This window comes from Bradyrhizobium sp. AUGA SZCCT0105, from assembly GCF_018129565.1.
Classification (GTDB): Bacteria; Pseudomonadota; Alphaproteobacteria; order Rhizobiales; family Xanthobacteraceae; genus Bradyrhizobium.
On sequence record NZ_JAFCMK010000001.1, the window covers coordinates 113,535 to 137,964 of the forward strand.

23 protein-coding genes are annotated in these 24,430 nt (G+C 64.0%); 16 read left to right on the plus strand and 7 right to left on the minus strand.

Annotation, left to right across the window (positions count from 1 at the left end; translation table 11 throughout):
- Nucleotides 1-10 precede the first annotated feature (10 nt).
- The gene (locus JQ573_RS00435) at nt 11-2,170 is read right to left on the minus strand and encodes an indolepyruvate ferredoxin oxidoreductase subunit alpha (RefSeq protein WP_212315296.1); all 2,160 of its coding nucleotides are present in this window, start codon (nt 2,168-2,170) and stop codon (nt 11-13) included.
- 128 nt (nt 2,171-2,298) lie between these two features.
- On the opposite strand from JQ573_RS00435, the gene JQ573_RS00440 reads away from it, so the two are divergent.
- The 5 genes from JQ573_RS00440 to JQ573_RS00460 all read left to right on the plus strand — a co-directional run bounded on the left by JQ573_RS00440 (nt 2,299) and on the right by JQ573_RS00460 (nt 7,069).
- On the plus strand, nt 2,299-3,327 hold the full coding sequence (locus JQ573_RS00440) for a carbon-nitrogen hydrolase family protein (RefSeq protein ID WP_212315295.1): 1,029 nt from the start codon (nt 2,299-2,301) through the stop codon (nt 3,325-3,327).
- 517 nt (nt 3,328-3,844) lie between these two features.
- Nucleotides 3,845-4,951, plus strand: coding sequence for a cupin domain-containing protein (locus JQ573_RS00445; RefSeq protein WP_212315294.1), 1,107 nt, complete (start codon nt 3,845-3,847; stop codon nt 4,949-4,951).
- A gap of 44 nt (nt 4,952-4,995) precedes the next feature.
- Entirely contained in the window at nt 4,996-5,904 is a 909-nt protein-coding gene (locus JQ573_RS00450; RefSeq protein WP_212315292.1) for a fumarylacetoacetate hydrolase family protein, read from the plus strand.
- A complete protein-coding gene (locus JQ573_RS00455; protein ID WP_212315290.1) occupies nt 5,904-6,341 on the plus strand; it encodes a thioesterase family protein in 438 nt (145 codons plus the stop codon). Before JQ573_RS00450 ends, JQ573_RS00455 begins: the two co-directional genes overlap by 1 nt.
- Nucleotides 6,338-7,069 carry a hypothetical protein gene (locus JQ573_RS00460; RefSeq protein ID WP_212315288.1) on the plus strand — a complete coding sequence of 244 codons (732 nt, stop codon included), beginning with the start codon at nt 6,338-6,340 and terminating at the stop codon, nt 7,067-7,069. Before JQ573_RS00455 ends, JQ573_RS00460 begins: the two co-directional genes overlap by 4 nt.
- Before the next feature lie 30 nt (nt 7,070-7,099).
- Here the strand turns inward: JQ573_RS00460 and JQ573_RS00465 are convergent, their stop codons facing one another.
- Nucleotides 7,100-7,681, minus strand: coding sequence for a TetR/AcrR family transcriptional regulator (locus JQ573_RS00465; protein WP_212315287.1), 582 nt, complete (start codon nt 7,679-7,681; stop codon nt 7,100-7,102).
- Nucleotides 7,682-7,929: 248 nt separating this feature from the next.
- Here JQ573_RS00465 and JQ573_RS00470 point away from each other — a divergent pair, with 248 nt between their 5' ends.
- Complete coding sequence (locus tag JQ573_RS00470; protein WP_249131171.1) at nt 7,930-9,120, plus strand: alpha/beta fold hydrolase; 1,191 nt, start codon at nt 7,930-7,932, stop codon at nt 9,118-9,120.
- 82 nt (nt 9,121-9,202) lie between these two features.
- Here JQ573_RS00470 and JQ573_RS00475 read toward each other — a convergent pair whose 3' ends face one another.
- From JQ573_RS00475 to JQ573_RS00490, 4 genes are read right to left on the minus strand one after another with little or no spacing between them, the layout of a single operon-like run.
- A complete protein-coding gene (locus JQ573_RS00475; RefSeq protein WP_212315286.1) occupies nt 9,203-9,916 on the minus strand; it encodes an ABC transporter ATP-binding protein in 714 nt (237 codons plus the stop codon).
- Nucleotides 9,913-11,682: an ABC transporter permease subunit gene (locus JQ573_RS00480; protein ID WP_212315285.1), complete on the minus strand. Its 1,770-nt coding sequence runs from the start codon at nt 11,680-11,682 to the stop codon at nt 9,913-9,915. Before JQ573_RS00480 ends, JQ573_RS00475 begins: the two co-directional genes overlap by 4 nt.
- Entirely contained in the window at nt 11,679-12,722 is a 1,044-nt protein-coding gene (locus JQ573_RS00485) for a branched-chain amino acid ABC transporter permease (RefSeq protein ID WP_212315284.1), read from the minus strand. Before JQ573_RS00485 ends, JQ573_RS00480 begins: the two co-directional genes overlap by 4 nt.
- Before the next feature lie 42 nt (nt 12,723-12,764).
- Entirely contained in the window at nt 12,765-13,916 is a 1,152-nt protein-coding gene (locus JQ573_RS00490) for an ABC transporter substrate-binding protein (RefSeq protein WP_212315282.1), read from the minus strand.
- Between the two features lie 224 nt (nt 13,917-14,140).
- Between JQ573_RS00490 and JQ573_RS00495 the strand changes: the two genes are divergently transcribed.
- The 6 genes from JQ573_RS00495 (at nt 14,141) to JQ573_RS00520 (ending at nt 19,909) form a co-directional block, all read left to right on the plus strand.
- Entirely contained in the window at nt 14,141-14,461 is a 321-nt protein-coding gene (locus JQ573_RS00495) for a hypothetical protein (RefSeq protein ID WP_212315280.1), read from the plus strand.
- Nucleotides 14,462-14,543: 82 nt separating this feature from the next.
- A complete protein-coding gene (locus tag JQ573_RS00500; protein ID WP_212315278.1) occupies nt 14,544-15,326 on the plus strand; it encodes an aspartate/glutamate racemase family protein in 783 nt (260 codons plus the stop codon).
- A gap of 134 nt (nt 15,327-15,460) precedes the next feature.
- Complete coding sequence (locus JQ573_RS00505; protein ID WP_212315276.1) at nt 15,461-16,639, plus strand: thiolase family protein; 1,179 nt, start codon at nt 15,461-15,463, stop codon at nt 16,637-16,639.
- Nucleotides 16,636-17,877: an SDR family NAD(P)-dependent oxidoreductase gene (locus JQ573_RS00510; protein WP_212315273.1), complete on the plus strand. Its 1,242-nt coding sequence runs from the start codon at nt 16,636-16,638 to the stop codon at nt 17,875-17,877. The genes JQ573_RS00505 and JQ573_RS00510 overlap by 4 nt, the downstream gene beginning before the upstream one ends.
- A 34-nt stretch (nt 17,878-17,911) precedes the next feature.
- Nucleotides 17,912-18,694 (plus strand): cyclase family protein, encoded by a 783-nt coding sequence (locus JQ573_RS00515; protein ID WP_212315270.1) that lies wholly within the window; start codon nt 17,912-17,914, stop codon nt 18,692-18,694.
- Between the two features lie 57 nt (nt 18,695-18,751).
- Complete coding sequence (locus JQ573_RS00520; RefSeq protein ID WP_212315267.1) at nt 18,752-19,909, plus strand: ABC transporter substrate-binding protein; 1,158 nt, start codon at nt 18,752-18,754, stop codon at nt 19,907-19,909.
- 87 nt (nt 19,910-19,996) lie between these two features.
- Here the strand turns inward: JQ573_RS00520 and JQ573_RS00525 are convergent, their stop codons facing one another.
- Nucleotides 19,997-20,503, minus strand: a complete 507-nt coding sequence (locus JQ573_RS00525) for a MarR family winged helix-turn-helix transcriptional regulator (protein WP_212315263.1) — start codon at nt 20,501-20,503, stop codon at nt 19,997-19,999.
- A gap of 409 nt (nt 20,504-20,912) precedes the next feature.
- On the opposite strand from JQ573_RS00525, the gene JQ573_RS00530 reads away from it, so the two are divergent.
- The 4 genes from JQ573_RS00530 to JQ573_RS00545 all read left to right on the plus strand — a co-directional run bounded on the left by JQ573_RS00530 (nt 20,913) and on the right by JQ573_RS00545 (nt 24,430).
- Nucleotides 20,913-21,701: an SDR family NAD(P)-dependent oxidoreductase gene (locus tag JQ573_RS00530; protein ID WP_212315261.1), complete on the plus strand. Its 789-nt coding sequence runs from the start codon at nt 20,913-20,915 to the stop codon at nt 21,699-21,701.
- Nucleotides 21,702-21,715: 14 nt separating this feature from the next.
- Nucleotides 21,716-22,510 carry a MoaF C-terminal domain-containing protein gene (locus JQ573_RS00535; RefSeq protein ID WP_212315260.1) on the plus strand — a complete coding sequence of 265 codons (795 nt, stop codon included), beginning with the start codon at nt 21,716-21,718 and terminating at the stop codon, nt 22,508-22,510.
- Between the two features lie 16 nt (nt 22,511-22,526).
- On the plus strand, nt 22,527-22,916 hold the full coding sequence (locus tag JQ573_RS00540) for a nuclear transport factor 2 family protein (protein ID WP_212315257.1): 390 nt from the start codon (nt 22,527-22,529) through the stop codon (nt 22,914-22,916).
- A 248-nt stretch (nt 22,917-23,164) separates the two neighbouring features.
- Nucleotides 23,165-24,430 (plus strand): ABC transporter substrate-binding protein, encoded by a 1,266-nt coding sequence (locus tag JQ573_RS00545; RefSeq protein WP_212315255.1) that lies wholly within the window; start codon nt 23,165-23,167, stop codon nt 24,428-24,430.

Consider the following 24,430-nt stretch of genomic DNA (forward strand, 5'->3'; position numbering starts at 1 on the left):
AAGGCCTCTCTCACGCTAACGCCTCGAGCGCCGGACGCCGGCGGTCGCGCCGCCGCTGCAGCCAGCCGATCACGGCCATCGCGACCTTCGACTTGAACTTGTCCCAGCCGGTCGGATTGTGAATGACGTCGGCGCGATAGAACGACGGACACAGCACCGCCGCGTCCGCGACCTCGCCGCAATTGCCGCAACCGACGCAGGAATTGTCGATGGCCGCAACGGGATCGTCGCGCAAGGGATCATCGAGCTGCTTGACCGAGAGCGACGGGCAGCCGGAGAGGCGGATGCAGGCGTGGTCGCCGGTGCAGACGTCCTCGTCGACGCCGAAGCGTTCCTTCACAGTGCGAACGCCGTCCTTGATCGCCTTGCTGATCTGCGGCTTCACGCGGCGCTGCTTGTTCAGCATGCATTCGGAGGACGCGACGATGACCTTCGGGCCTTCCTCCTTGGTCGTCAGCGCTTCCTTCAGCGTGTCGCGCATCCGGCCGACATCGTAGGTGCGGTCAATCTGCCGGACCCATTGCCCGCCGATGCCCTTCACGGCCTGCACGATCGAGTTGTTGGTGTTTCGCCGCTTGCTCGTCGCGCGCGACGACAGGATGTCCTGACCGCCGGTCGCCGAGGTGTAGTAATTGTCGACGATGATGAAGACGCCGTCATGCTTGTTGAAGACGGCGTTGCCGATGCCGCTGGTCAGCCCGTTGTGCCAGAAGCCGCCGTCACCCATCACGGCGATCGAGCGCTTGTCGGCCTTGACGTTGAAGGCCGAGGTCGAGGCCGGGCCAAGGCCAAACCCCATGGTCGTCGCGCCGATATTGAAGGGCGGCAGGATCGAGAACAGGTGACAGCCGATGTCGGCGGAGACGTGGTGCTCGCCAAGTTCGCTCTCGACGAGCTTCATCGCGGCGAAGATCGGCCGCTCCGGACAGCCGGTGCAAAGCCCGGGCGGACGCGCCGGCACGATTTGCTTCAGCTTCTCGACCTGGGGGTGGTTGAGCACGGGGCTCGCGTCAGGCGCCGGCGGCCGATTGCCGAGCAGCCTCGGCTCGGTCTTCTCGATGAATTCGCGCACGCCGCCGAGCAACACCTGCGCGGTATAGTCGCCGCCCATCGGCAGCACGTCCTTGCCGTGGATGCGCGCCTGGATATCCTTGCGGCGCAGCACCGTGTTGATCGCCTGCTCCAGATATTCCGGCTGGCCTTCCTCGACGATCAGGACGGCGTCCTTGTCGAGGCAGAACTCGGCGACCTCGGTGTCGATCACGGGGTAGGTGACGTTCATGACGTAGAGCGGAACCTGCGTGTTGCCGTAGGCATCCGACAGCCCGAGATATTGCAGTGCGCGGATGACGTTGTTGTACATCCCGCCCTGCATGATGATGCCGACCTTGCCCTGCTTCGGCCCCATCCATTCATTCAGCCTGTGGTCGCGAACGAAGTTGATGGCTGCGGGCATCCGCGTCTTGATCTTCTCCTGCTCATGCTCGTAGGCCGCCGGCGGCAGCACGATGCGGCCGACGTCGCGCTTCGGATTGTTCAGGGCGTCCTTGATGGTGTGGGCCGGCCTGACATTGTCCTTGCAGGCAAAGCTTCCGTGCATGTGACAGGCACGGACGCGCACCTCCAGCATGACAGGGGTGTTCGAGACCTCCGAGAGCTCAAAGCCCTTCTCGATCAGGTTGACGATGCATTCATGGTCAGGGCGCGGATCCAGCAGCCAGATCTGCGATTTCATCGCAAAGGCATGGGTGCGCTCCTGCATGATCGAGGAGCCTTCGCCGTAGTCCTCGCCGACGATGATCATCGTGCCGCCGGTGACGCCGCCGGAGGCGAGATTGGCCAGCGCGTCGGAGGCAACATTGGTGCCGACCGTCGACTTCCAGGCCACCGCGCCGCGCAGCGGATACATCACTGAGGCCGACAGCATCGCCGCCGCCGCCGCTTCATTGGCGGAGCTCTGGAACACGACGCCGAGATCGTCGAGCACGTCCTTCGCGTCGGCCAGCACGTCCATCAAATGCGAGATCGGCGAGCCCTGATAGCCGCCGACATAGGCGACGCCCGATTGCAGGAGTGCCTTGGTGATGGCGAGGATGCCTTCACCGCGGAAGGTGTCGCCGTCGCCGAGCCGGAGATCCTCGACCTCACGAGCAAAAGACCGTTCAGCCATTGCACCCTCCAGAAATATGCTATAGCATACGTTTACATGTAAAGTAAGTCAACGCTGCGCCGTTGCCGTCAGGCTTTGCGGATCTCTGCTCCGCACGGCGAGTATGAGCCAGCGACAGGGTAGGGCCAATGCTGAAGCTGCCGCGCTTTAGAGCCGCCGCCGTCCAGGCTTCACCTGTCTATCTCAACGCAAGTGCGACCGCCGACAAGGCCGCCTCACTGGTGCGTGAGGCGGCGGCGAACGGCGCGAAGCTGGTCGCATTCCCCGAAGTGTTCGTGCCCGGCTATCCCTATTGGAACTGGATCACCGATCCCGTCACCGGAAGCGCCTGGTTCGAGAAGCTCGTCAAGGCGTCGGTGCTGGTGCCGGGTCCCGAGGTCGACGTCGTCCGGAAGGCGGCGCGCGATGCCGGGTGCTACGTCGTGCTCGGCGTGAACGAGCGCAGCCCGGTGTCGCTCGGCGCAATCTACAACACGCTGGTCTTCATCGGCCCGGACGGAACGCTGCTCGGCAAGCACCGCAAGCTGGTGCCGACCTGGGCAGAGAAGCTGACCTGGACCGGCGGCGACGGGTCGAGCCTGCGCGTCTATGATACCGAGATCGGGCGCCTCGGCGGGCTCGCCTGCGGCGAGAACACCAACACGCTCGCGCGCTTCGCGCTGTTGGGTCAGGGCGAGCTGGTGCACGTCGCGAGCTACATCTCGCTTCCCGTCGCGCCACCGGACTACGACATGGCGGAGGCGATCAAGTTGCGCGCCATCGCGCACTCGTTTGAGGGAAAGATCTTCACGATCGTTTCCTGCTCGACCGTGTCGGAGGAGATCATCGCGGCGATGGAGACCGTCGTCCCCGATGCGCGGGCGCGCTTGCAGCGCAAGTCGAGCGCATTTTCCGGCGTGATCGGACCGGACGGCCGCGTCGTCGGCGCGCCATTGATCGACGATGAAGGCATCGTCTATGCCGATATCGACCTCGAGCGCTGCATTCAGCCGAAGCAGATGCACGACATCGTCGGGCACTATAATCGGTTCGACATCTTCGATCTGCGGGTCAATCGCCGTCCGCAAACACCGCTCGGCCTTGCGGAAGGCGAACGTCCGGCGGTTGACGCCGCGGAGCAGGCGACCTTCGTCTCAATTCCAGGCAGGACGGAATGATGGGACGTGTCGATCCAACGACGCCTCCTCACCGTCGTCCTGGCGAAAGCCAGGACCCATTACCCCGAATGGTCATTGTCGAGCGATCTGCGTCCACGATCCCTTTCACAATTGAATGCGGTGGTTATGGGTCCTGGCCTTCGCCAGGACGACAGTTTTGGATGTGGCGACAGGAGTCGATTTTCCGACGCCACGAATCGCGAACTCTCCTCACCGTCGTTCTGGCTTCCGCCAAGACGACGATGCATGCAAGGCGCCCACAACTGTCATCGCCCGGCCTGTGCGCAATTGCGCACATGGACCGGGCGATCCAGTGCGCCGCGGCCTCTCGGCTCAAGCACAGCCGTCTCTGGAATACTGGATCACCCGCTTTCGCGGGTGATGACGCCACGTGGTGTGGCACTTCAATCGACAGCCATCCTCACTGTCGTCCTGGCTTTCGCCAGGACGACAGTCGTGGATGTGGCGACAGGACTGCATGAGACAGGACGTCATGAGATAAGACTTGGAGGACAGGATGGGTGAAAACGTCATCGGCCGGGCCAACGTCGAGGATACCCCGGAGCTCAAGGCCTACTACAAGGACCTCGAGAAGTTCGAAGCGGCCGCGCTGTGGACGGTCGCCAACCAGATCGAGCCGTGGCAGCCGCAATCGGCGTCCGTTCCCGTTCTCTGGCGCTATAGCGATCTGCGTGAGCACGTACTGCGCTCGGTGGAGCTCGTCTCGCCGGAGAAGGCGGGACGGCGGGTGATCTATCTCAACAATCCCGGTCGCCGCGACGTGTCGGCCGCTGTCGGTTGGCTCTATTCAGGCTTGCAGGTGATGCACCCGGGCGAAGTGGCGTCGGCCCACGCGCATTCGGCCTCCGCCCTGCGCTTCATCATGGAAGGGACGGGCGCCTACACCATCGTCGATGGCCACAAGATGACACTCGGCGCGCGGGATTTCGTGCTGACGCCGAACGGCACCTGGCACGAGCATGGCGTCGAGGCAAACGGCTCGGTCTGCATCTGGCAGGATGGGCTCGACATTCCGCTCGTCAATGCGCTGGAGGCGAATTTCTTCGTCGTGCACCCGAAGATCCAGCAGGAGGAGTCGGGCTATCCCGTCGACGACATGACCAAGACCTGGGGCAATCCCGGTCTTCGGCCGGCGGGTTCGCGATGGTCGAACGGCTATTCACCGATGTTCAAATATGAGTGGGAGCCGACTTACGAGTCGTTGCGAAAGTATGCCGCCGCGACCGACGGATCGCCCTATGACGGCATCCTGATGAACTATGTCAATCCGATCACCGGCGGACATGTGATGCAGACCATCGGCGCGAGCATGCAGTTGCTGCGGCCGGGCGAGACCACCAGGTCGCACCGGCACACCGGAAGCTTCGTCTATCAGGTCGCCAAAGGACACGGCTACTCCGTGATCGGCGGTAAGCGGTTCGAGTGGCAGGAGCGCGACATTTTCTGCGTTCCTTCCTGGGCCTGGCATGAGCACGGCAACGCCTCGGCGAGCGAGGACGCTTGCCTGTTCTGCTTCAATGACCTGCCTGTCATCGAAGGGCTCGGTCTCTACCGTGAAGAGGCCTATGGCGACAATGCCGGCCATCAGCCGGTCGCGGCCTGACATTTCCCCGCAGAATTCAACCCGAATAATCGGATCAAGCTCTCATGCGTCTTGTTACCTACACCTTGGGCTCCGGCGGCGCCCGGCTTGGGGTTGTCGTCAACGGTTTGGTTGTCGATGTCGAGCGTCTCGGTGCGTCCCGCGGTCTGGTCTGGCGGGGCGATATGCTCTCGTTGATCGATAACGCCGTCACCTTGCTGCCGGCGTTGAAGGAATGTCTGGACAGCGCCAACGGGGCGCTGCCGGTCGGCGCCGCCGTTCCGCTCGAGGACGTCAAGCTGCAGGCACCGATCCCGCGCCCGCGCAAAAACATCTTCGGGATCGGGCTGAACTATCGCGCCCATGTGGTGGAGTCCGCCAAGAGCCTCGACACCGACAAGGATCTGCCGAAGCAGCCGGTGGTGTTCTCCAAGCCGCCGACCGCCGTGATCGGACCGGGAGCGGCGATCCAGCACAATGCCCGCATCACCCGGCAGCTCGACTGGGAAGTCGAGCTCGCCGTCATCATCGGCAAGACCGCGACGCGCATCCCGGTCGAGAAGGCGATGGACCACGTCTTCGGTTATTCCGTGATGATCGACATTTCCGCGCGCGACAATCGCCGCGCCGGGCAGTGGATCTTCTCCAAGGGCATGGACACCTACGCTCCGTTCGGCCCCTGCATCGTGACAGCGGACGAGATTCCCGATCCGCATGATCTCAGGCTTTGGCTGACCAAGAACGGCGTCATCAAGCAGGACTCCAACACCAAATACATGATCTTCGATATTCCGGCCCTGATCGCCGACATCTCGTCCGGCATGACGCTCGAGCCGGGCGACATCATCGCGACCGGGACGCCCGAAGGCGTTGGCGCCGGCATGAGCCCGCAGGAATGGTTGTGGCCTGGTGATGTGGTCGAGGCGGGCATCGATGGCGTCGGCGTCATCCGGCACCCCGTTGTTGCGGTCTGATGACGCCATTCTCGTTCGATCGCGAGCTGAGGTTCGGGGATTGCGATCCATCGGGGATCGCCTATTTCCCGTCCTACCTGAACATCCTCAATGGCGTGGTCGAGGAGTTCTGGGCTGTGATCGGATTTTCCTGGCCGGAGCTGATCACGATCCGCAGGATCGGGACCCCGACCGTGCATCTGGCCTGCGACTTTTCGCGGCCGTCGAAGTTCGGCGACCACCTGACGTTCGGTCTGCGCATCGTCAAGATCGGCCGCGCCTCGCTCGATCTGGCGCACGTCGTGACGGGAGCCGATGGCGTGCGCTGGCGCGCGCGCCAGATCCTTGCCGCGACGTCGCTGGTCGATCATCGCGCGATTCCGTGGCCCGACGACGTTCGTGCTGCGCTCGAGCTGCATCGCCAAGCAGACGAAAACACGCAGGTGGTGTCGCTATGATCTCGCTGTTCATGACGTTCTCCGATCCGAAAGGCGAGCGGCGAATTCACGCGGGCGATCTTGCGGCTGCGGCTGCCATGGTGGGGTCTACTCCGGGGATGGCCGAAGGCCTGCTGTTTACGCCGCTGGAGCAATTGGTCGATCATCCCTACAAGGCTGACGGGACCGGGCCGGTGTTTGCGCTCCAACTGCGTTTTCCGAACCTGTTTGCGTGCGAGGCCGCGATGGATCGCGGTGGCGTGCTCGCAGGTCTTGCGGCAGGTCGCGGACTGCCGAGCCTTGCCGGATTGGACGTGACGCATCAGGCGATGGTGACGCGCGTCTTTCCGGTCGACGCCGCCACGCATGCGAACTGCACGGTGATGCCGTGCAGCTACCTCGTGCATTATCCCGGGCCGGCCGACGATATGAATGCCTGGAATTTGCATTACCTGGAGCATCATCCGTCGATCATGCGGACCTTCCCTGACATCCGCCAGATCGAGATCTACACGCGCATCGATTGGGTCGACCGGCTGCCGTCGCGGCGGGTCGAGTACATGCAGCGCAACAGACTGATGTTCGACAGCCCGCAAGCTCTTGCGCTCGCGCTGAGCTCCGATGTGATCAAGCGCATGCGCGCGGACTTCGTCCGGTTTCCGCCGTTCGCGGGCGGCAACAAGCATTTTCCGATGCTGACGAGGATCGTCCCGGCCAGGGAGATGGGCGAGGGCGGAACGCCGCGATGATGGCATCGTAGCGAGAACATTGGGCGCGGATCACCGCTCGGGGGCAGCCCACCTCTGGACACTGACATCCGCCAGCGCCTCGAATATAGCCGGCGTGCGTTCCAGGCGGGCGATCGTTCGCGCGCCTTCGAGGGCGGCTACCAATGCGGCTGCGGTAGAGGATGCGCGCGCGGGAGCGAAACCGCACTCTCTGAAATGCTCCGCAACAATCTCGGTCGAATCAACAAATCCGCGCGCTACCCGTTTGGTCAGCTCAGCGTCGAGCGCGGGCAGCTCGTTCGCCAGATTTTGCATGAGACATCCGTACTGGAAATCAGAGGCGACCATTTCGGCCGCGAACGTGCTGAAAATCTGATGCACGAAATTGAGAGCATGGCCCGTCGTATTCGCCGAGATATTCCGCAATACCGCGATTCTAGCCGCAACGTAATGATCGATTGCTTCCTCTGCGAGCTGTGCCTTGCCGCGCGGAAAGTGAAAGTAGAACGATCCTTTGGGCGCACCGCTTTCTGCAATGATCTGGGTTAATCCAGTCGCCGTGTAGCCTTGGATGCGAAACAGTCGTTCGGCGGTGGCAATCGCGCGAGCGCGGGCGTCAGTCTTGCGTGGCATGCCGTGAACGTAACACGTTCCGCTTGACGCTTCTATGGCGATTGCCATACTATGGTGATCACCATAGTAGGAAATCCGATGATGCCCCTCGGCCAAGCGCCTGCACGCGGACGGTGCGTTCCGTCATGAGTCATCCAGTTGGTTTCAAGTCATCGGCGTCCCGACGAGCCGTCCTGGCGATAGGCGCGGCCGGCCTGGTTGCGGCTTCGCTTCGACCGGCCCGTGCAAACCCCATAGGAGGAACTGATTTGATCACATCAGCATATGGCGATGGAACGCTTCCCAAGGGGGTCCGCTCGCGCATGATCCATGGGGTCAACGGCCTCGATGTCCATATTCTCGAGGCCGGCTACGAAAGCCCCGGCCGGCCGCTCGCGCTGCTTCTGCACGGCTTTCCGGATTTGGCTTACGGCTGGCGACACCTGCTCCCGCTACTTGCTGAGGCCGGGTACCATGTGGTGGCGCCCGACCAGCGGGGTTTTGGCCGCACCACCGGTTGGGTGAACAGCTATGATGCCCCGCTAGAACCGTTCAGCCTCTTGAACATGACGCGTGACGCCCTCGGATTGGTTTCGGCGTTGGGGTATCGGCGCACGGCCATGCTCGTCGGGCACGACTTCGGCTCGCCCGTGGCGGCTTATTGTACGCTGGCGCGACCTGACGTCTTTCCCTCGGTGGTGCTGATGAGCGCACCGTTCCCCGGTCCGCCGGCGTTTCCTTTCAACACTGCGGAAAGCGAGGCATCGTCGGTCCAACCGAACACTGAAAATCAAAAGTTGGCGGCCGCGCTGGCGGCGCTCGATCCGCCGAGAGAGCATTACCAACAATACTTGAGCACACGGGGGGCGAACGATGACATGTGGCACCCCCCTCAAGGTCTACATGCGTTTCTTCGTACATTCTTCCACGTCAAGAGCGCTGACTGGCGGGGAAATAAGCCGCATCCGTTGAAGGCGCGAACCGCCATCGAACTTGCACAAATGCCCACCTATTACGTCATGGATCTTGGCAAGACGATGCCCGAGACCGTTGCTCCATTCCACCCTTCCGCCGCCGAGGTCCAGGCCTGCAAATGGCTCACCGAGCCGGAACTTGGCGTGTACACGGAGGTGTATGGCCGCACCGGGTTTCAAGGCGCTTTGCAGGCTTATCGCGTCTATTCCGATCCTGACCTGAACGCTGAGCTGCGCCTGTTTTCGGGCAAGACGATCGATGTCCCGTCGCTCTTCATCGGCGGGAAGAGCGATTGGGGCACCTATTCGGCGCCGGGCGCGGTCGATCTGATGAGGACGAAGGCGGCAACGCGGATGGACGGCATCGAGCTGATCGACGGCGCCGGTCACTGGATCCAGCAGGAGCAGCCGGTTCGGCTCAGCACGCTCCTGCTCGCCTTCATGAAGGAGGTGGGTGTGCGCAGCGCCGGGCCGACAAGCCATTGATGTTGCTGTTGCCGACTACTGTGCATGGGGTTGTTTTCGATGTTTTTGGTGTGCGGCTCGCCGGGGCCGACCCAAACTGGACTCAGTGTCCGCCGAGATAGGCGGTGATTAGCCGGGGATCGTGGATCAGATCCTTGGCAGGGCCGGACTGCACGATCTCGCCGGTCTCCAGCACGTAACCATAGTCGGCGGTCTCGAGCGCGGCGCGGGCGTTCTGCTCGACCAGCAGGATGGACACTCCCAAATCGCGCAGTGACGCGATGGTGCGAAAGATCTCGCGCACGATCAGCGGTGCGAGGCCGAGGCTGGGTTCGTCGAGCATCAGCAGCGCGGGCTTGGCCATCAGCGCGCGCCCCAGCGCCAGCATCTGGCGCTCGCCGCCGGACAGCGTGCCTGCGGCCTGGCGTTGCCGCTCCTTCAGCCGGGGGAAGCGATCATAGACCTCGTCCAGCGTCTGTCGGACGCCGGAGCGGTCGCGCAGGCTGTAGGAGCCGAGCAGCAGGTTGTCGGCGACCGACATGTCCGAGAACAGCTCGCGCTTCTCCGGAACCAGGCAGAGCCTGCGCTCGACGCGATCCTCGACGGACATCTTACGGATATCGCTGCCGCGGAATGCCATGCGGCCACGCGATCCGAGCAGCCCGATGGCGGCCATCAGCAGCGTGGTCTTGCCGGCGCCATTCGGGCCGATCACGGTGACGATCTGCCCCTCGTCGACCGACAGCGAGACGTTGCGCACGGCTTCGACGTTGTCGTAGCAGACGGTCACGTCGGTCATGGAGAACATCTCGCTCACGCGACGCCCCCGAGATAGGCCTCTTGAACCCGCTCATCGCTGCGGATCGCGCTTGGGACGCCCTCGCAAAGCTTGGAGCCGAAATCGAGCACCACGATGCGGTCGACCAGCGACATCACGAACTCCATGTCGTGCTCGACGATGAGGATGGTCAGGTGATCCGCGCGCAGCGCGCGGAGCAGCTCCGCGAGTCTAAGCTTTTCCTGGCGGCGCAGGCCCGCGGCCGGCTCGTCCAGCACCAGCAGGGCGGGATCAGCGGCGAGCGCGCGCGCGATCTCCAGGATGCGCTGGTTGCCAAGGGGAAGATTGCCGGCGAGCTCGAACGGCTTGTCGCCGAGCCCGACGCGCTCGAGCTGCATCAGCGCCTCGTGCCGGGCGCTGGCTTCCTCGCGCTGATTGAGGCGAAAGGCGCCGGCGAACAGGCCGGTGCGGGTTCGGCTGTAGGTGCCGAGCATGACGTTCTCCAGCAGGTTCATGCGCGGCCGCAGCTTCACATGCTGGAAGGTCCTGGCGACGCCGGCCTTGGCGATGCGGGATTGCGGATCACGCGTGATCAGGCGTCCCGCAAAGATGATTTCGCCCTTGTTGACCCGCAGCGCGCCGGTCAGGCAGTTGAACATCGTGCTCTTGCCGGCGCCGTTCGGACCGATGACCGCAACAATCTCGCCGGATCTCACCTCGAAGCTGACATTGTTGACCGCGACGAGGCCGCCGAACCGGCGCTCGGCGCCATCAACCTTCAGAAGAAGCTCGCCCGGTACCGGCTGCGGACGGCGCGGCAGCGGCGGCGCCGGCTGCGGCCGCTCGCGCCTGGTCTTCGGCAGATAGCGCGCAATGGAAGGGACGATACCCTGTCGCGCCCATTGCAGGAACAGGATGAACAGCGCGGAGAAGGCAACGATCTCGAGCTGACCGGATGCGCCCTTGGCGATCAGCGGCAGATAGTCCTGCACGCTGTTCTTGAGCAGGGTCACGATGGCGGCGCCGACGACACCGCCGAGCAGGCTGCCCGCGCCGCCGACCATCGTCATCATCAGGTACTCGATGCCCATGCTGGCATCGAACGGACCCGGGCTGATGAAGCGGCTCAAATGCGCGTAAAGCCATCCGGAGAGCGAGGCCAGGAACGCCGCGATCACGAAGGTCACGAGCTTGATCCGGAAGGCGTTGATGCCGAGACTCTCGACCAGCGTATTGCCGCCGCGCAGTGCCCGCATGGCGCGGCCGAGCCGCGAGTCCAGGAGATTGTAGCCAAGCAAGAGCACCAGGGCGACGATGCCCCAGATCAGATAATAGATCTGCGCGCTGGAGACGAGCGCGAACGAGCCAACAGTGATCGGCGGGATCGACGAGATGCCGTTGAAGCGGCCGAGCCCCTCGACATTGCCGAACAGGAAGCCGATCGCAAGGCCCCATGCGACGGTCGAGAGCGAGAGGAAATGGCCCTGCAGGCGCAAGGTGACGACGCCGAGGATGGCTGCGACGCCGCAGGTCAGCGCTACCCCAAACAGCAGGCCGAGCCAGGGCGATTGCCCGTTCAGGGCAGAGACCCACGCCGTCGCATAGGCCGCGATGCCGACGAACGCAGCCTGTCCAAACGACACGATGCCGCCGACGCCGGTGAGGAGCGCAAGGCCGATCGCGACCAGCGAATAGATGCCGATATAGTTCATCAGCGTGATGCTGAACGGGCTCAGGACGAGGGGCGCGAGTGCGAGGCACGCCAGTGCTGCTGCCGAAGCGAGCTGAACATGGAAGCGCGTCATTCCTCGATCTCCTCCTCGGAATGCAGCGAGGCGAGGGATCGCCAGATCAGAACCGGGATCAGCAGCGAGAACACGATCACGTCCTTCAAGGCACTGCTCTGGAAGGATGCGAAGCTCTCGAGGATGCCGACCCCGACCGCGCCGATCGCGGCACCGGGATAGCTGGTCATGCCGCCGACGATGGCGCCGACGAACGCCTTGAGTCCGATCAGGAAGCCGGAATCGTAGAACACGGTATTCACCGGCGCGATCAGGATGCCGGATACGCCGGCCATCAGCGAGCCCAGCAGGTAGGCGATGGTGCCGGCCCGCGCCGGCCGGATCCCCATCAGCCGCGAGCCGGTCCGGTTCACCGCCGTGGCGCGGAGCGATTTGCCGACCAGCGTGAAGTCGAAGAAGAGATAGAGGAGGCCGCTGAAGACGAGCGCGGCGATCACGATCAGCATGGTCTGGCCCGAAATCAGGACGCCGGCGAACTCCGTCGAGAACGACGTCAGCGGTTCGGTCCGGACTCCCTCGGGGCCGAAGAACAGGAGGCCAAGGCCGACCAGCGCGAAATGCAGCGCCACGGAGACCGTCAGCAGCAGGAGCACGGTGCCGTCGGCGATCGGGCGGAAGACGATCCGGTCAAGCAGAGGGGCGATCGGCGTGATCAGCATCAGCGCGAGCACGAGCCGGACGGCGAGCGGCGGGTCCATCCGCATGGTGAGCCAGGCGATGCCGACCACTGCCAATGGAACGGCGAGATAGAACAGAAGCGCACGTGGCAGCAGGCGAAGCTCGCCATTGCGAATGAGCGAAATGATCTCGATCAGCGTCGCAAGGCAGGCCAGCACCACGACCAGCGCGCCGGTTCCCGGAATGCGCTTGGCATCGAGGGCGGCAAGCGTCAGCGCGGTGAAGGCGGCGATGTCGCCGAACGGAATGAAGATGACCCGTGTCACCGTGAAGATGAGCACGGTTCCGATCGCAACCAGCGCGTAGACCGCACCGGTGGCGATCCCGTCGATCGCAAGGATGGCCGCGATGTCGCTCGTCATTGAGACGCCGTTCCCCCGTTCTGACCGCCGGCCATCTTCCGCTTACGGCGCGTACTTCCAGGCGCCGCCGGTCAGGCGGACCACCACCAGCGAGCGCTCGTCGACGCCGGTGACTGCACCGGGTTTGAAGTTGTAGACGGCATGCACGCCGGGCAGTTCCTTGGTGCTGAGGATGGCGTCTCGCAGCGCCGTGCGGAATTCCGTCGTCCCGGGCTTCGCGGTCTTGAGCGCCCGCTCGGCGGCGTTGGCAAAGATCAGCCAGGCATCGAAGGAGTAGGCGGAGAATCCGTCGGTGGTCGGAATGTTGTGGGTCTTCTGGTAGACCGCGCGGAAATCGAGCGCGATTTTCTTGGCGAAATGCTCGTCCGGAAGCTGTTCGGCCACGATCACGGGGCCGGCGGAGACCTGAATGCCCTCGGCGGCCTTGCCACCGACCGTGACGAAGTCCGGATTGACCAGCGCCACGGTGCCGTAGGTACTGCCCTTGAAGCCGCGCTCGGAGAGCGTGATGAGCGGCAACGCGCCTTGCGTGCCGGAGCCGCCGATCAGTACCGCGTCGGGACGGGCGGCCATGACCTTGAGGATCTGCGCGGTCACCGAGGTATCGGTGCGGGCATAGCGCTCGTTGGTCTGGACCTTGATGTCGTCGATGGGCTCGGCGGCCTTGGCCCCGTTGTAGACGAGGTCGCCCCACGCATCGGAGAAACCGATATAGCCGATGTTCTTCATGCCGTCGCGCTTCATCCGGTCGGCGACGATCTTGACCAGGAGCGAAGCCGGCTGCGGCACGGCGACGACCCATTGCTCCGGCGAGTCCGGTAGCTTACCGACCGGTGAGATCGAGATCATCGGCACCTTCAATTCGCTGGCGACGGCCGCCATGGCGATTGTCGAGGGGGTCGTCGCGGTGCCGATCAGGAGGTCGACCTTCTCCTCCTCGACGAGCTTGCGCGCGTTGCGCGTCGCAGCCGACGGATCGGAACCGTCGTCGAGCTGGATCAGGCGGATGGTCTCGCCGTTGATCGTCTTCTTGTATTCATAGGCGGCATTGATGCCGCGCCCATAGGGGATGCCGATCGACGCGCCGTTGCCGCTCAGCGAGGTGACGAAGCCTATCGTGATGTCGGCTTGCGCAGCCGGTGCTGCGAAGACGCCGGCGACAAGCGCGAGTAAGCCCAGGGTCTTCTGCCGCATTTGCGTTGTCCTCCGTTGATGCTGGATACGAATGTCTGGAAGCCGGGCAGGAGCCCGAGCTGTGCACGAACCGATTGAAGGCATTGCTGCAGCGCCAGACGCCGGGCGCGGCGAGAGGGAAGTTCGCTTGGCCGGGGCGTCAGCGGCCATGGCGAGATGTGCCGCTCGAATAGCGGGCGGGTCTGCGGCAACCGGCGTGCATCTGTCGAAGCCAAAGAAGGCGAATGCCGCAGCCGCGATGCGCGACCGGCGATGTTGCTGCCGGCCATTCCGGCCCGACGATAGTCCACGCGATTGAGTTTCTCAAAATCGGTGCCCTGCAACATCATCGTCATGGCCACCGGCATGGACCGATGGTCGATTACTTAAAGCCTAAAGTATTCTCCGTGGCGCCGTCAACACGTGTCGCGGGGCTGCCAGAAAAAAATGTTGCTGCATACAATTCCGTCAGAGCGCGCCATTTCCTTCATCTCTTTGTCTCGGAAAACGGACCTTCTTGGTGCGACGAAGAGGTCCCCTTGGCGGGCCCCGCCATGCGCATTTGACGCGTCAATTAGTTTATGGTTGAAATATCTCCGTCGGCAGGCCGACGGCCGATGCTCCCGTCACCGTTTGAGGAGAAGGGCGATGCGCATCTTCTGGCAGAGTTTCGTCGATGCGAGCGTGAACGCGCCCTATATGGCGCGGCTGTCGGAGTACCTGAACAAGATCGCCGCGCCCGGTACGACGGTTCACGTCGAGGGCATTTCACCGCCGGATCGGGAGTTCGGCCGTCTTGCCGAATTGCGCTGCGCCGTCCAGGCGATCGACAACGGCATCGCGGCCGAAGAGGCCGGATTCGATGCCTTCGTGATGGGCCATTTCCAGGATCCGGGACTTTATGAACTCCGCTCGACGCTCGACATTCCCGTGATCGGGACCGGCGAGGCGACGCTGCTCGCGGCCTCGCAACTCGGCCGGCGCCTCGGCCTCGTGACGCTCGATCCAGTCTTCGAGGTTTGGCACTACGAGCAGGCCGAACGTTATGGCCTCGGTGATCGCGTCGTCCACGTGACCGGCCTCGGCTGCAAGCCGGAGGATTTCGCGGCTGCGTTCGCTGGCGATCAGGCGGCCCACGCCCGGATGATCGAGGATTTTCTGGCCTGTGCCCTGCCGCTGGTGGAGCGCGGCGCCGACGTGGTGATCCCTGCCGGTGTGCTGCCGGGCCTCTTGATCGGGCGTGAGCACGGTCTGAAGGTCGGGCACGCGCCGGTCGTGAACTGCGCAGCGGTGGCGTTGAAGAGCGCCGAGATGTGGGTACAGCTCAGGCAGCTCAACGGCACCGAGCCGAGCCGCGGGCCAAGCTTCAGGCGTGCCAGTGCAATGGCGCGTGACGATTTCCGGGCGATGCTCGCGCGCAACAAGCGTTAGCGCGAAGAGCCGCCCAGTTCTGGAGAGCCAGACGTGACGAGATCCGAGAAGGTGCCCCTGTTCGAATACGACTCGTGGCAGTATCGATATGAAGCTGACGGTGATCTGAGGCGGGCAGGCAAGGCAGGCGGCTGGTGAAAAATTCGCTGCGCACACCGTATGACGGCATCGTGATGGCGGCTCCCGTCACGATCCCCTATGCGCGCTATTCCATCGAGAGCGCGCAATGGTGGATCGGCCGCGCGCTGAGCGCGCTGGTCGCGCGGGCGGGCATCAAGGCTTCCGACATCGACGGTCTGTGCGTCTCCAGCTTCACCATGGGGACCGACAGCGGGATCGGACTGACGCAGCATTTTGGGCTGTGCGTCAGATGGCTGGACACGATCCCGCTCGGCGGTGCCAGCGCCATCGCGGCGTTGCGCAAGGCGGCGCGCGCAGTGCAGGCACACGATGCCGACATCGTGGCTTGCGTCGCCGGCGATACCAACCACGTCGATTCCTTCCGCCTCACGCTCGAGAATTTTTCGCGCTTCAACCAGGACGCGGTCTATCCCTATGGCGCAGGCGGCGCCAATGCGAGCTTCGCGCTGATCGCGCGCAATTACATGCGGACGTATGGCGTCACGCGCGAGGACGTCGGCAGGATCGCGGTCGCCCAGCGCGCCAACGCGCTACGCAATCCGCATGCGCTGATGAAGACGCCGCTGACGATCGAGCAGTATCTGGCGGCGCGTCCCATCTCAGACCCCATTCACCTGTTCGATTGCGTCATGCCGTGCGCCGGTGCCGAGGCCTTCCTTGTGATGCGGGACGAGACCGCGGCATCGCTTGGCTTGCCGGCGGCACGATTGCTGTCGACGATCGAGCGGCACAACGCCTTCGCCGACGATCCGATGCAGGTGCGCGGTGGCTGGGCGATGGATGTCGGCGAACTCTACGCGATGGCCGGCGTGAAGCCTGACGATCTCGATATCGTCCAGACCTATGATGACTATCCGGTCATCACGATGATGCAGTTCGAGGATCTCGGCTTCTGCAACAAGGGCGAGGGCGCGGCTTTCGTTCGTCAGCACGATCTGACGGTTGACGGCGACTTTCCGCACAACACCTCGGGTGGCCAACTCTCGGCAGGGCAGGCCGGCGCCGCCGGCGCCTATCTCGGGCTGGTCGAAGGGCTGCGGCAGGTTCTGGGCGAAGCCGGTCCCACGCAGGTGAAGGATGCAAAGCTCGGTTTGGCCTCGGGCTTCGGTATGATCAACTATGACCGCGGCCTGGCCTCGGGCGCCGTGATCTTTGCAGGGCCTGCGCGATGATCGACCCGATTGAGCCACCCCGGCGCAAGAACCCGCTGCTGAGAACAAGGCTTCCTGCGTCGCCACCGCGGGCGCGCAGCAGGACATCGTACGGGTTCACGCGCGCCGCCGCCGAAGGACGCTTCATGCTGCAGCGCTGCGAGGCCTGCGGCGCCTTTGCCTATCCGGCACGCGAGGCGTGCCCCGCCTGCCTGTCGGCCGGTCTGGCGTTCGTCGATGCGCCGCGCCGCGGCGCGCTTTTGGCCGAAACGACGGCGCGGGTGCCGAGCGACGTTTATTTCCGCGAGCGGGCGCCCTGGCGCATCGGTCTTGTCAAGCTGGACTGCGGTCCGACGATGGTGGCGCACCTGCATGGCGACTGTATTGAAGGCGCGCCCGTCTTGATGTCGTTTCAGCTCGACAAGAGCGGTCAGGCGGTGGCCTTTGCCCGACCCGAGGGGGAGACTCCCAACATGGCAGACGACAGGCAGTGGCGGGAAATGACGGCTGATCCGAAATTCCGGCGTGTGCTCGTGACCAACGGCCGCAGCCTGATCGGCCAAGAGGCCGTTGCAGCGCTGAAGGCCGCGGGCGCAAAGACGGTGTTCGTGGGCGTTGCCGAAACATGGCGGCCGTTTGCCGGCGAGCAGCTGTTGCGCGGACAGCAGGGGATCGAACTCGTGACGCTCGACGCGGCCGACGAAAAGTCGGTGACCGATCTTGCGGCCGACATCGGCGGCAAGGTCGATATCCTCGTCAACACGACGGAATATGTGCGGCCCGGCGGTCTCCTTGATCGCAGAGGCACGAGCATCGCGCGGGACGAGATCGACCAGGCTTATCTCGGCTTCATCAACCTCGCGCAGGCCTTTGGTCCCGCGATGCGGATGCGGGGTGCGGACGGCGTCAACAGCAGTGCCGCCTGGGTCAATATCCTGTCGGTCCATGCGCTGGCGAACTGGCCCGCTTTCGGCGCCTATTCGGCATCGCAAGCCGCTTGCCTGTCGCTGTCGCATTGTCTTCGCGCGGAAATCAGGCCCGGCGGCGTCAAGGTGCTGAACCTGTTCACGGGGCCTGTCGACAACGAGTGGTTCCAGACGGTGCCGCCGCCCAAGGTCGCGCCGCGCGCCGTGGCACAGGCGATCGTGTCCGGGCTCAGAGGCGGACTCGAGGAGATGTATGTCGGAGACGTCGCCGAGGAAATCAGGCAGCGTCTTGCCGCCAATCCGAAGGCGCTGGAGCGCGAGCTCGACAGATAAGATCAGGGTTTCAACCAAGCAGGAGGACGTGACGATGCAAAGCAAGAATCTCCTGGAGCTCGCGAGTGCGATCTCGTCCGGCGCGGTGCGCGTCGTCGATCTGACCTTCACGCTCAGTCCGGATTTTCCGGTCATCGTGCTGCCGCCGGAGTTTGGCCAGGCAGCTCCGGTCCGGATCCAGGAGATTTCACGCTATGACGGTCGCGGTCCGGCCTGGTACTGGAACAACGTGACCTTCGGCGAGCACACCGGCACGCATTTCGACGCGCCGATTCACTGGTTCACCGGCAAGGATCTGCCGAACAATGCCGTCGATACGATGCCTGCCAAGGACATGATCGCTCCGGCGTGCGTGATCGACTGCTCGGCTGGGGCAGCGCAGGATCCGGATTTCCTGCTGACCGTTCCGCTCGTCGAAGCCTGGGAGGCGAAGCACGGGCGGATTCCCGAGCGGAACTGGGTTCTGCTGCGCACCGACTGGTCGAAGAAGGGCTGGCGCGACTACGCCAACCTCAGGGATGACGGCGCGCATACCCCGGGCCCGAATCCGGCCGTCATGAAATGGCTGGTGGAGGAGCGCGGCATCATCGGCTTCGGCACCGAGACGATCGGCACCGACGCGGGGCAGGCCGGCCATTTCGAGCCGCCTTATCCGGCGCATCACTTCCTGCATGGCGCCGGCCGGTATGGCCTTCAGTGTCTTTGCAACCTCGATCAGCTTCCCGCCACCGGCGCCGTCATTGTGGCTTCGCCGTTGAAGATCCAGAACGGTTCCGGCAGCCCGCTGCGCGTGATCGCACTGGTTTCGGCGAACTGAAGCGAGCGGATGGCGCTTGCCGGATAGAAGAAACGCAAATCAAGAAAGACAGGTGCCATGATCTCGATGAAGACCCTGCTGGCTTCGGCCGCGCTGCTTGTTGCCGTTCCGCAGGTCGGGCAGGCGGAGATCCTAGTCGGATTCGTCACCGGCCTCAGCGGGCCGGTGTCGTCGATCGGGATCCCGAACGCAAAGGGACTGGCGGCCGGTGAAGCCTATATCGGCGAAGTCGGCGGTGAGAAGCTCCGCGTCATCCCACTCGACGACGCTTCCGATCCCACGGCGTCGGCGCGCAATGCGCGCAAGCTCGTCGAGCAGGAGAAGGTCGACATTCTGATCGGCACGTCGGGCGCGCCGCAGACGCTGGCAATGGCGACTGCCGCAATCGAGATGAAAACGCCGATGATCGCGGTCTCGCCGATCGCGCCGGTGCCGCCGGGCGATGGCGGGCCCTGGGTCGTGCAGACGCCGCAACCGACGCCGCTTCTGGTTCAGGGCATCGTCGACCACATGAAGGCGCGCGGGTTGAAGACCGTCGCGTTCATCGGCTTCTCCGATGCCTTCGGCGACCTCATGTACGATTCGTTGTCGCAAAGCGCCAAGGCGGCCGACATCAAGGTGATCGCCAACGAACGATACGCTAGGTCGGATTCATCGGTGACCGCCCAGGTGCTGCGCGCGTTGGCGGCCCACCCCGACGCCATCATGCTCGGCGGCACGGGAACGCCGGGAGCGTTGCCGGTGATCGCCTTGTCCGAGCGTGGCTACAAGGGACCGCTCTACGGCAACCACGGACTCATCAGCGCCGATTTCCTGCGGCTGGCCGGCAAGGCCGCCAACGGAATCATCTGCCCGACCGGGCCGGTGACCGCGGCCGAGCAGCTGCCCGCCAGCAATCCGATCCAGAAGGTTGCCTTGGCGTTCCGCGCGGCCTTCGAGAAGGCGAATGGCGAGGCGCCGACCGACTCGTTCTCATCCTATTCCTTCGACGGCTGGCTGGTGTTCGTCGATGCGGCCAAGCGCGCGCTGGCGACCGGCGCCAAGCCGGGCTCGCCGGAATTCCGCGTAGCGCTTCGCGAGGCGCTGTTCACCACCAAGGAGCTGGCCGGGACGCAGGGCGTCTACTCCTACACGCCGGCGGATCGCCACGGCGTCGATGCGCGTGCGCGGATCCTAGTTCAGATCGAGGACGGGAAGTACAAGCTGCTGCCCTGATTGAGCGGCATTGCGCCGGAGCGCGACGTGCAATGTGGGATCGCGAGGCGGCCGGCATTCGGGTTCGGCGCTAGCCGCAGCATCAGCTCACGGCTTCTGCATCGCATCCCTGACGGCGCCCTTGAGCTCGTCGAGCTCGCTGGTCAACCCATCGAGTCGAGCAGCCGGGAATCCCGCCAGCAGCTCGGCCAGCCATGAGCCATGGCTCTTGGCCATGCGCCGGAAGGCCTTGCGGCCCTCGACCGTCATGCAAACGATCTGCACGCGCCGATCCAGATTGGAGGGTGTGCGGGTGATGTAGCCGTCCTCGACCAGACGATCGACGATGGGTGTGAGATTTCCGGCGGAGACCATCAGGCGCTTCGGCAGCTCTCCCAGCACCAATCCACTCGGCTCCCGGTCAAGCTGGGCCAGGACGTCGAAGCGCGGCATCGTGAAATCGAATTCCTCGCGGAACCGGCGTCGCAGCTCGCCCTCGATCAGGGTTGTGCAGGCAAGCAGCCGAAGCCAAAGCCGTGTCTGAGCCCGGTACTCGGCCTCCTGATCGACCCCGCTCTTGGGCGAAACAGGTGGGGACTCCTTCGCGGCTGCCAAATCAAATCTCCTGCGGCATCCGGCCCCGCTGAAGGCGACGACCTCGATGTCGCCTACAAGATAGTTCGTGCCAAAAGTAAATTCAAGGTTCGTTCAAGGCGCCGCGAGCCCGCTTGCCGATGCATCGGAATTTGCGGAGCTTGGCGCTCCGAAAGGCGATCTCCGCGGGTTTTCAACATGCGCCTCGGCGATCCTTTGGTAGCAGTAATACTTTATACTTAAAATAAATGAGAAGTCGGTGACTTGCGAGCGGAACCGGTGTGCGCGCCCGCGTCCTAGCGCAGCTGCGCTTGAGTCCAAGACGGGTTCGGTCCGGTAGGTCTATCTGATGGCAACGAAACGTTGTCGGGTAGCAGTTTGTCGTCCGGCTCGACGACAGCGCGGGCGGCATCGGGGGCGAAGCGAACACATGCGATTCAGTGGACGAACGGCCTTGGTCACGGGTGGTGGCACCGGAATAGGGGCGGCCGTTGCACGGCGGCTTGCGTCGGAGGGCGCCAACGTTGCGGTCATGGGGCGGCGGCGGGAGCCGCTGCAGGCGTTGGCTGACGAGACCGGTTGCTTCGTGGTGCAGGCTGACGCGGCCGACAGCGTCGCCGTACGGGCAGCGTTGCAGGAGATCCACGGCAAGTTCGGCAGGGTGGACATCCTGATCGCAAATGCCGGAGGTCATGGCGTCGGTCCGACAATCTCGATGACCGATGAGACGTGGTCGCTGGCGACCCGGCTCAATCTCGACACAGCCTTTGTCTGCGCCCGCGAAAGCCTTCCGGATCTGATCGCGCAAAAAGGCACCGTCGTGGTCGTTGCTTCGATCGCCGGCCTGTTCGCGGGCCCCGATGCGGCCGGCTATGTGACGATGAAGCACGCCTGTATCGGCTTCGGCAAATCGCTGGCGCGCGACTACGGCCGCAAGGGCGTGCGAACCAATATCGTGTGTCCCGGCTGGGTCGCGACAGCGATGGCCGACGAGCAGATGCAGGTCATCGTCGAGAAGCACGGGCTCGCTTCGATCGAGGAGGCCTACCGGGTGGTCACCAAGGATGTGCCGCTTGGCCGCCCGGCAACATCGGAGGAGGTCGCAAACGTCATCTGCTTCCTTGCCTCGGATGAGGCGTCGGCCATGAATGGTTCCATCCTGACCGTCGATGGCGGGGCGGCCGTGGTCGATTTGCCGACGTTGGCATTCGTCGAGTGAGCGGGAGACAAGAGATGCAGGGCAACGACAGACCCGCTGATTGGAAGAATTTTGATGACTTCGCCGCGGGTATCGCAACCAACCGGCTGCCGATCACGGATGCGCTCGCCGGCCAGCGCCTGACGATCACGTTGAAGGACGGCCGTGCCATCGACTTGGTTTTTGCTTCAGTCGATCGGCTCGAATGGCGCGAGGGCGAGGCGACCGGTACGGACTGGTACGAGGCCATCAACGTGGCGCCCGACGTGGTCTTCATCAACGTCACCTTTGCCGCGCGTGCGACTGAGGATGAAGCGTTCATCGTCAACACCGGGACCCGCCGGGTGTTGTCGATCCGCGAGCGCGTCCGCGCCGTCGGCGAATCTCCGGGAGAACCGCGGGTTGCGCAGGTCTACACGCCGGGTGTCGTCGGCGATCCCGCGATTCCGCCGGCGGGTTTCGAGCCGGCGCCATCGCGGGATCTGGTCGGGATGACGGCCCATTACGAATACAGTCCGCAGCACCTTTACGAGCACGTCTATCTCAGCTCGCAGCGCTATGCCTGGCAGAATCTGGTCGGCGTCCAGCGCGGCCATGGCGACGTCGACCTGACGACGACCTACAAGTTCGATCACAACCAGTACGTCTTCGGATTCCGCGAGTTCATCATCCCGGTCGCGTCGATCTTCTTCTACAACTGGGATGCCATGCGCTCGACCGGAAAATTCCTCGGCGTGACGAGCGAGGGCCGGGTCGAGAACAAGCCGGCCGGCGCCTTCATCAAGATCAAGTCCAGAACCAGCTACGACCCCGGCAAGGAGCCGGTGTAATCATGGGAGCAGCGACGTGAGCCGGAACTACGACGCGATCAAGGCGCATTATGCCGGATCGGATCGCGGTGATCTTGCCGCCATGATGGCGCCGATCACCGCCGAGACCAGGTGGACCGAGATGGCGGGTTTTCCTTATGCGGGAACCTATGTCGGCCAGGACGCCATCATCGCCGGTGTGTTCAAGCGCATTGGTGAGGAGTGGACCGGCTACACGTTCACGCTCGAGAGATTGATCGACGGCGGCACGACGATCGTCGGGATCGGAACCTATTCCGGGCACTACAAGCCGACCGGCAAGGCAATGCGCGCTCGTGTCGTGCATGTCTGGGACGTGGATGAGGGGCGGGTGGTGCGCTTCGAGCAGTTCACCGACACAAGGCTCGTCGCTGACGCGATGAGGTAACGGGGCGACCGCGTGCGCCGGGGCTGGGAGGCATCGGTCACTCGGCGCACGCGGGCTTCGGGCACACACATTGCTCGTTTGTGTCCTAGGCCGACTGCGTTCGAGTCCAAGACGCGCCGGATCGTGCCTGCCTAGTATCGAGATCAATTCGGCCGAACAACGCGCCGCTATTGCATTGCACGGCGCGCAAGGGGACGCGCGGCGGAACAACGAAACCCACGCGACATCTGGGGTATGGAGGGGAACGCATGAAATCGAGACAGACGATTCTGGCTGCCGTCATCGCAATGCTCGCGGTCTGCATCGGCAGCGCTGCCTACGCGGCTGATCCAAAGTGCGGTGCCAACACCGGCAAGGCGGCGACCGGCGAGCCGATCGTCGTCGGCGGCATCGTCAGCATCACCGGGCCGGACAATTTCAGCTCGTCGGGGCTCGCCGCGGCGGCCTATTTCAAGTGCCTGAATGCCAATGGCGGTGTGAACGGCCGCCCGGTCAAATATCTGCTCGAGGACGACGCCTGGAATCCGGAGCAGTCGTCGCAGGTCGCGGCGAAGCTGATCCGTGACCAGAAGGCGGTCGCGCTGGTCGGCAACATGAGCTTCGTCGATTGCGGCGCCAATCAGGGGATCTACGAGAAGGAAGACATCATGGTGATCGCTGGCGTCGGCGTGCCACGCGATTGCTTCTTCCAGAAAAACTATGCGCCGACCAATGCCGGCCCGCGCGTCAGCAACACCAAGGCCGTGATGGATGTGGCGCGGACCTATCCCGGCAAGATCAAGCGCGTGGTGTGCATCGCGCCGAACATTCCCAATGTCGGTGAGTGGTCCTGCACCGGCGCGGTCGCCTGGATCAAGAAGCAGGGTGGCGACGGCAAGATCATCGCGTTCGATCCGGGCTCGCTCGATGCGACCTCGATCGTGCTCGAAGCGATGGCGTTCAAGCCTGACGTGATCAGCGTCGGCACGCCCAAGGGGCTGGCGGTTCCGATCTTCGCTGCGGCGGAAGAGCAGGGGCTGGCCGACAAGGTGCATTTCGCAGGTCCGGCCTCGCTCTACAATCCGGACTTCCCGCACGCGATCGGCAAGTACTGGGACGGCAAGGTCACGGTCGACATGGAGCTGAATGCCGCCACTGCCGGAACGCCGGATACGCAGAATTGGCTCGCGGTGCTGGACAAGTATGGCCAGGCCTCCGATCCCCGGGATACCTTCTCGCAGGCCGGCTACCTCGCCGCACGCGTCACGGCGGAAACCCTGCTGAAGATGGATCCGGCCAAGATCGACCGTGCCTCGGTCACGGCTGCGCTGCGCAACGTCAACCGGTTCGAGAGCGACATGTTCTGCTCGCCCTGGTACATCGGCTCGGGACCGCGTCACAACGCCAACCACGCAGGACCGGTGTCGCAGGTCAAGGACGGCAAGCTGGTGCCGAAGCCGGTCTGCATCGAATCGGAAGATCCCGAGCTCGACGACGTGCACGCCTTCGAGAAGACGATCGGCATCGCGAAATAG

Excerpts from the sequence above, each read along its gene's own strand:
- JQ573_RS00435 (WP_212315296.1), bottom strand. The coding sequence starts at position 2,170 with ATGGCTGAACGGTCTTTTGCTCGTGAGGTCGAGGATCTCCGGCTCGGC.
- JQ573_RS00440 (WP_212315295.1), top strand. The coding sequence starts at position 2,299 with ATGCTGAAGCTGCCGCGCTTTAGAGCCGCCGCCGTCCAGGCTTCACCT.
- JQ573_RS00445 (WP_212315294.1), top strand. The coding sequence starts at position 3,845 with ATGGGTGAAAACGTCATCGGCCGGGCCAACGTCGAGGATACCCCGGAG.
- JQ573_RS00450 (WP_212315292.1), top strand. The coding sequence starts at position 4,996 with ATGCGTCTTGTTACCTACACCTTGGGCTCCGGCGGCGCCCGGCTTGGG.
- JQ573_RS00455 (WP_212315290.1), top strand. The coding sequence starts at position 5,904 with ATGACGCCATTCTCGTTCGATCGCGAGCTGAGGTTCGGGGATTGCGAT.
- JQ573_RS00460 (WP_212315288.1), top strand. The coding sequence starts at position 6,338 with ATGATCTCGCTGTTCATGACGTTCTCCGATCCGAAAGGCGAGCGGCGA.
- JQ573_RS00465 (WP_212315287.1), bottom strand. The coding sequence starts at position 7,681 with ATGCCACGCAAGACTGACGCCCGCGCTCGCGCGATTGCCACCGCCGAA.
- JQ573_RS00480 (WP_212315285.1), bottom strand. The coding sequence starts at position 11,682 with ATGACGCGCTTCCATGTTCAGCTCGCTTCGGCAGCAGCACTGGCGTGC.
- JQ573_RS00485 (WP_212315284.1), bottom strand. The coding sequence starts at position 12,722 with ATGACGAGCGACATCGCGGCCATCCTTGCGATCGACGGGATCGCCACC.
- JQ573_RS00490 (WP_212315282.1), bottom strand. The coding sequence starts at position 13,916 with ATGCGGCAGAAGACCCTGGGCTTACTCGCGCTTGTCGCCGGCGTCTTC.
- JQ573_RS00495 (WP_212315280.1), top strand. The coding sequence starts at position 14,141 with ATGCCGCAGCCGCGATGCGCGACCGGCGATGTTGCTGCCGGCCATTCC.
- JQ573_RS00500 (WP_212315278.1), top strand. The coding sequence starts at position 14,544 with ATGCGCATCTTCTGGCAGAGTTTCGTCGATGCGAGCGTGAACGCGCCC.
- JQ573_RS00510 (WP_212315273.1), top strand. The coding sequence starts at position 16,636 with ATGATCGACCCGATTGAGCCACCCCGGCGCAAGAACCCGCTGCTGAGA.
- JQ573_RS00515 (WP_212315270.1), top strand. The coding sequence starts at position 17,912 with ATGCAAAGCAAGAATCTCCTGGAGCTCGCGAGTGCGATCTCGTCCGGC.
- JQ573_RS00520 (WP_212315267.1), top strand. The coding sequence starts at position 18,752 with ATGATCTCGATGAAGACCCTGCTGGCTTCGGCCGCGCTGCTTGTTGCC.
- JQ573_RS00530 (WP_212315261.1), top strand. The coding sequence starts at position 20,913 with ATGCGATTCAGTGGACGAACGGCCTTGGTCACGGGTGGTGGCACCGGA.
- JQ573_RS00535 (WP_212315260.1), top strand. The coding sequence starts at position 21,716 with ATGCAGGGCAACGACAGACCCGCTGATTGGAAGAATTTTGATGACTTC.
- JQ573_RS00545 (WP_212315255.1), top strand. The coding sequence starts at position 23,165 with ATGAAATCGAGACAGACGATTCTGGCTGCCGTCATCGCAATGCTCGCG.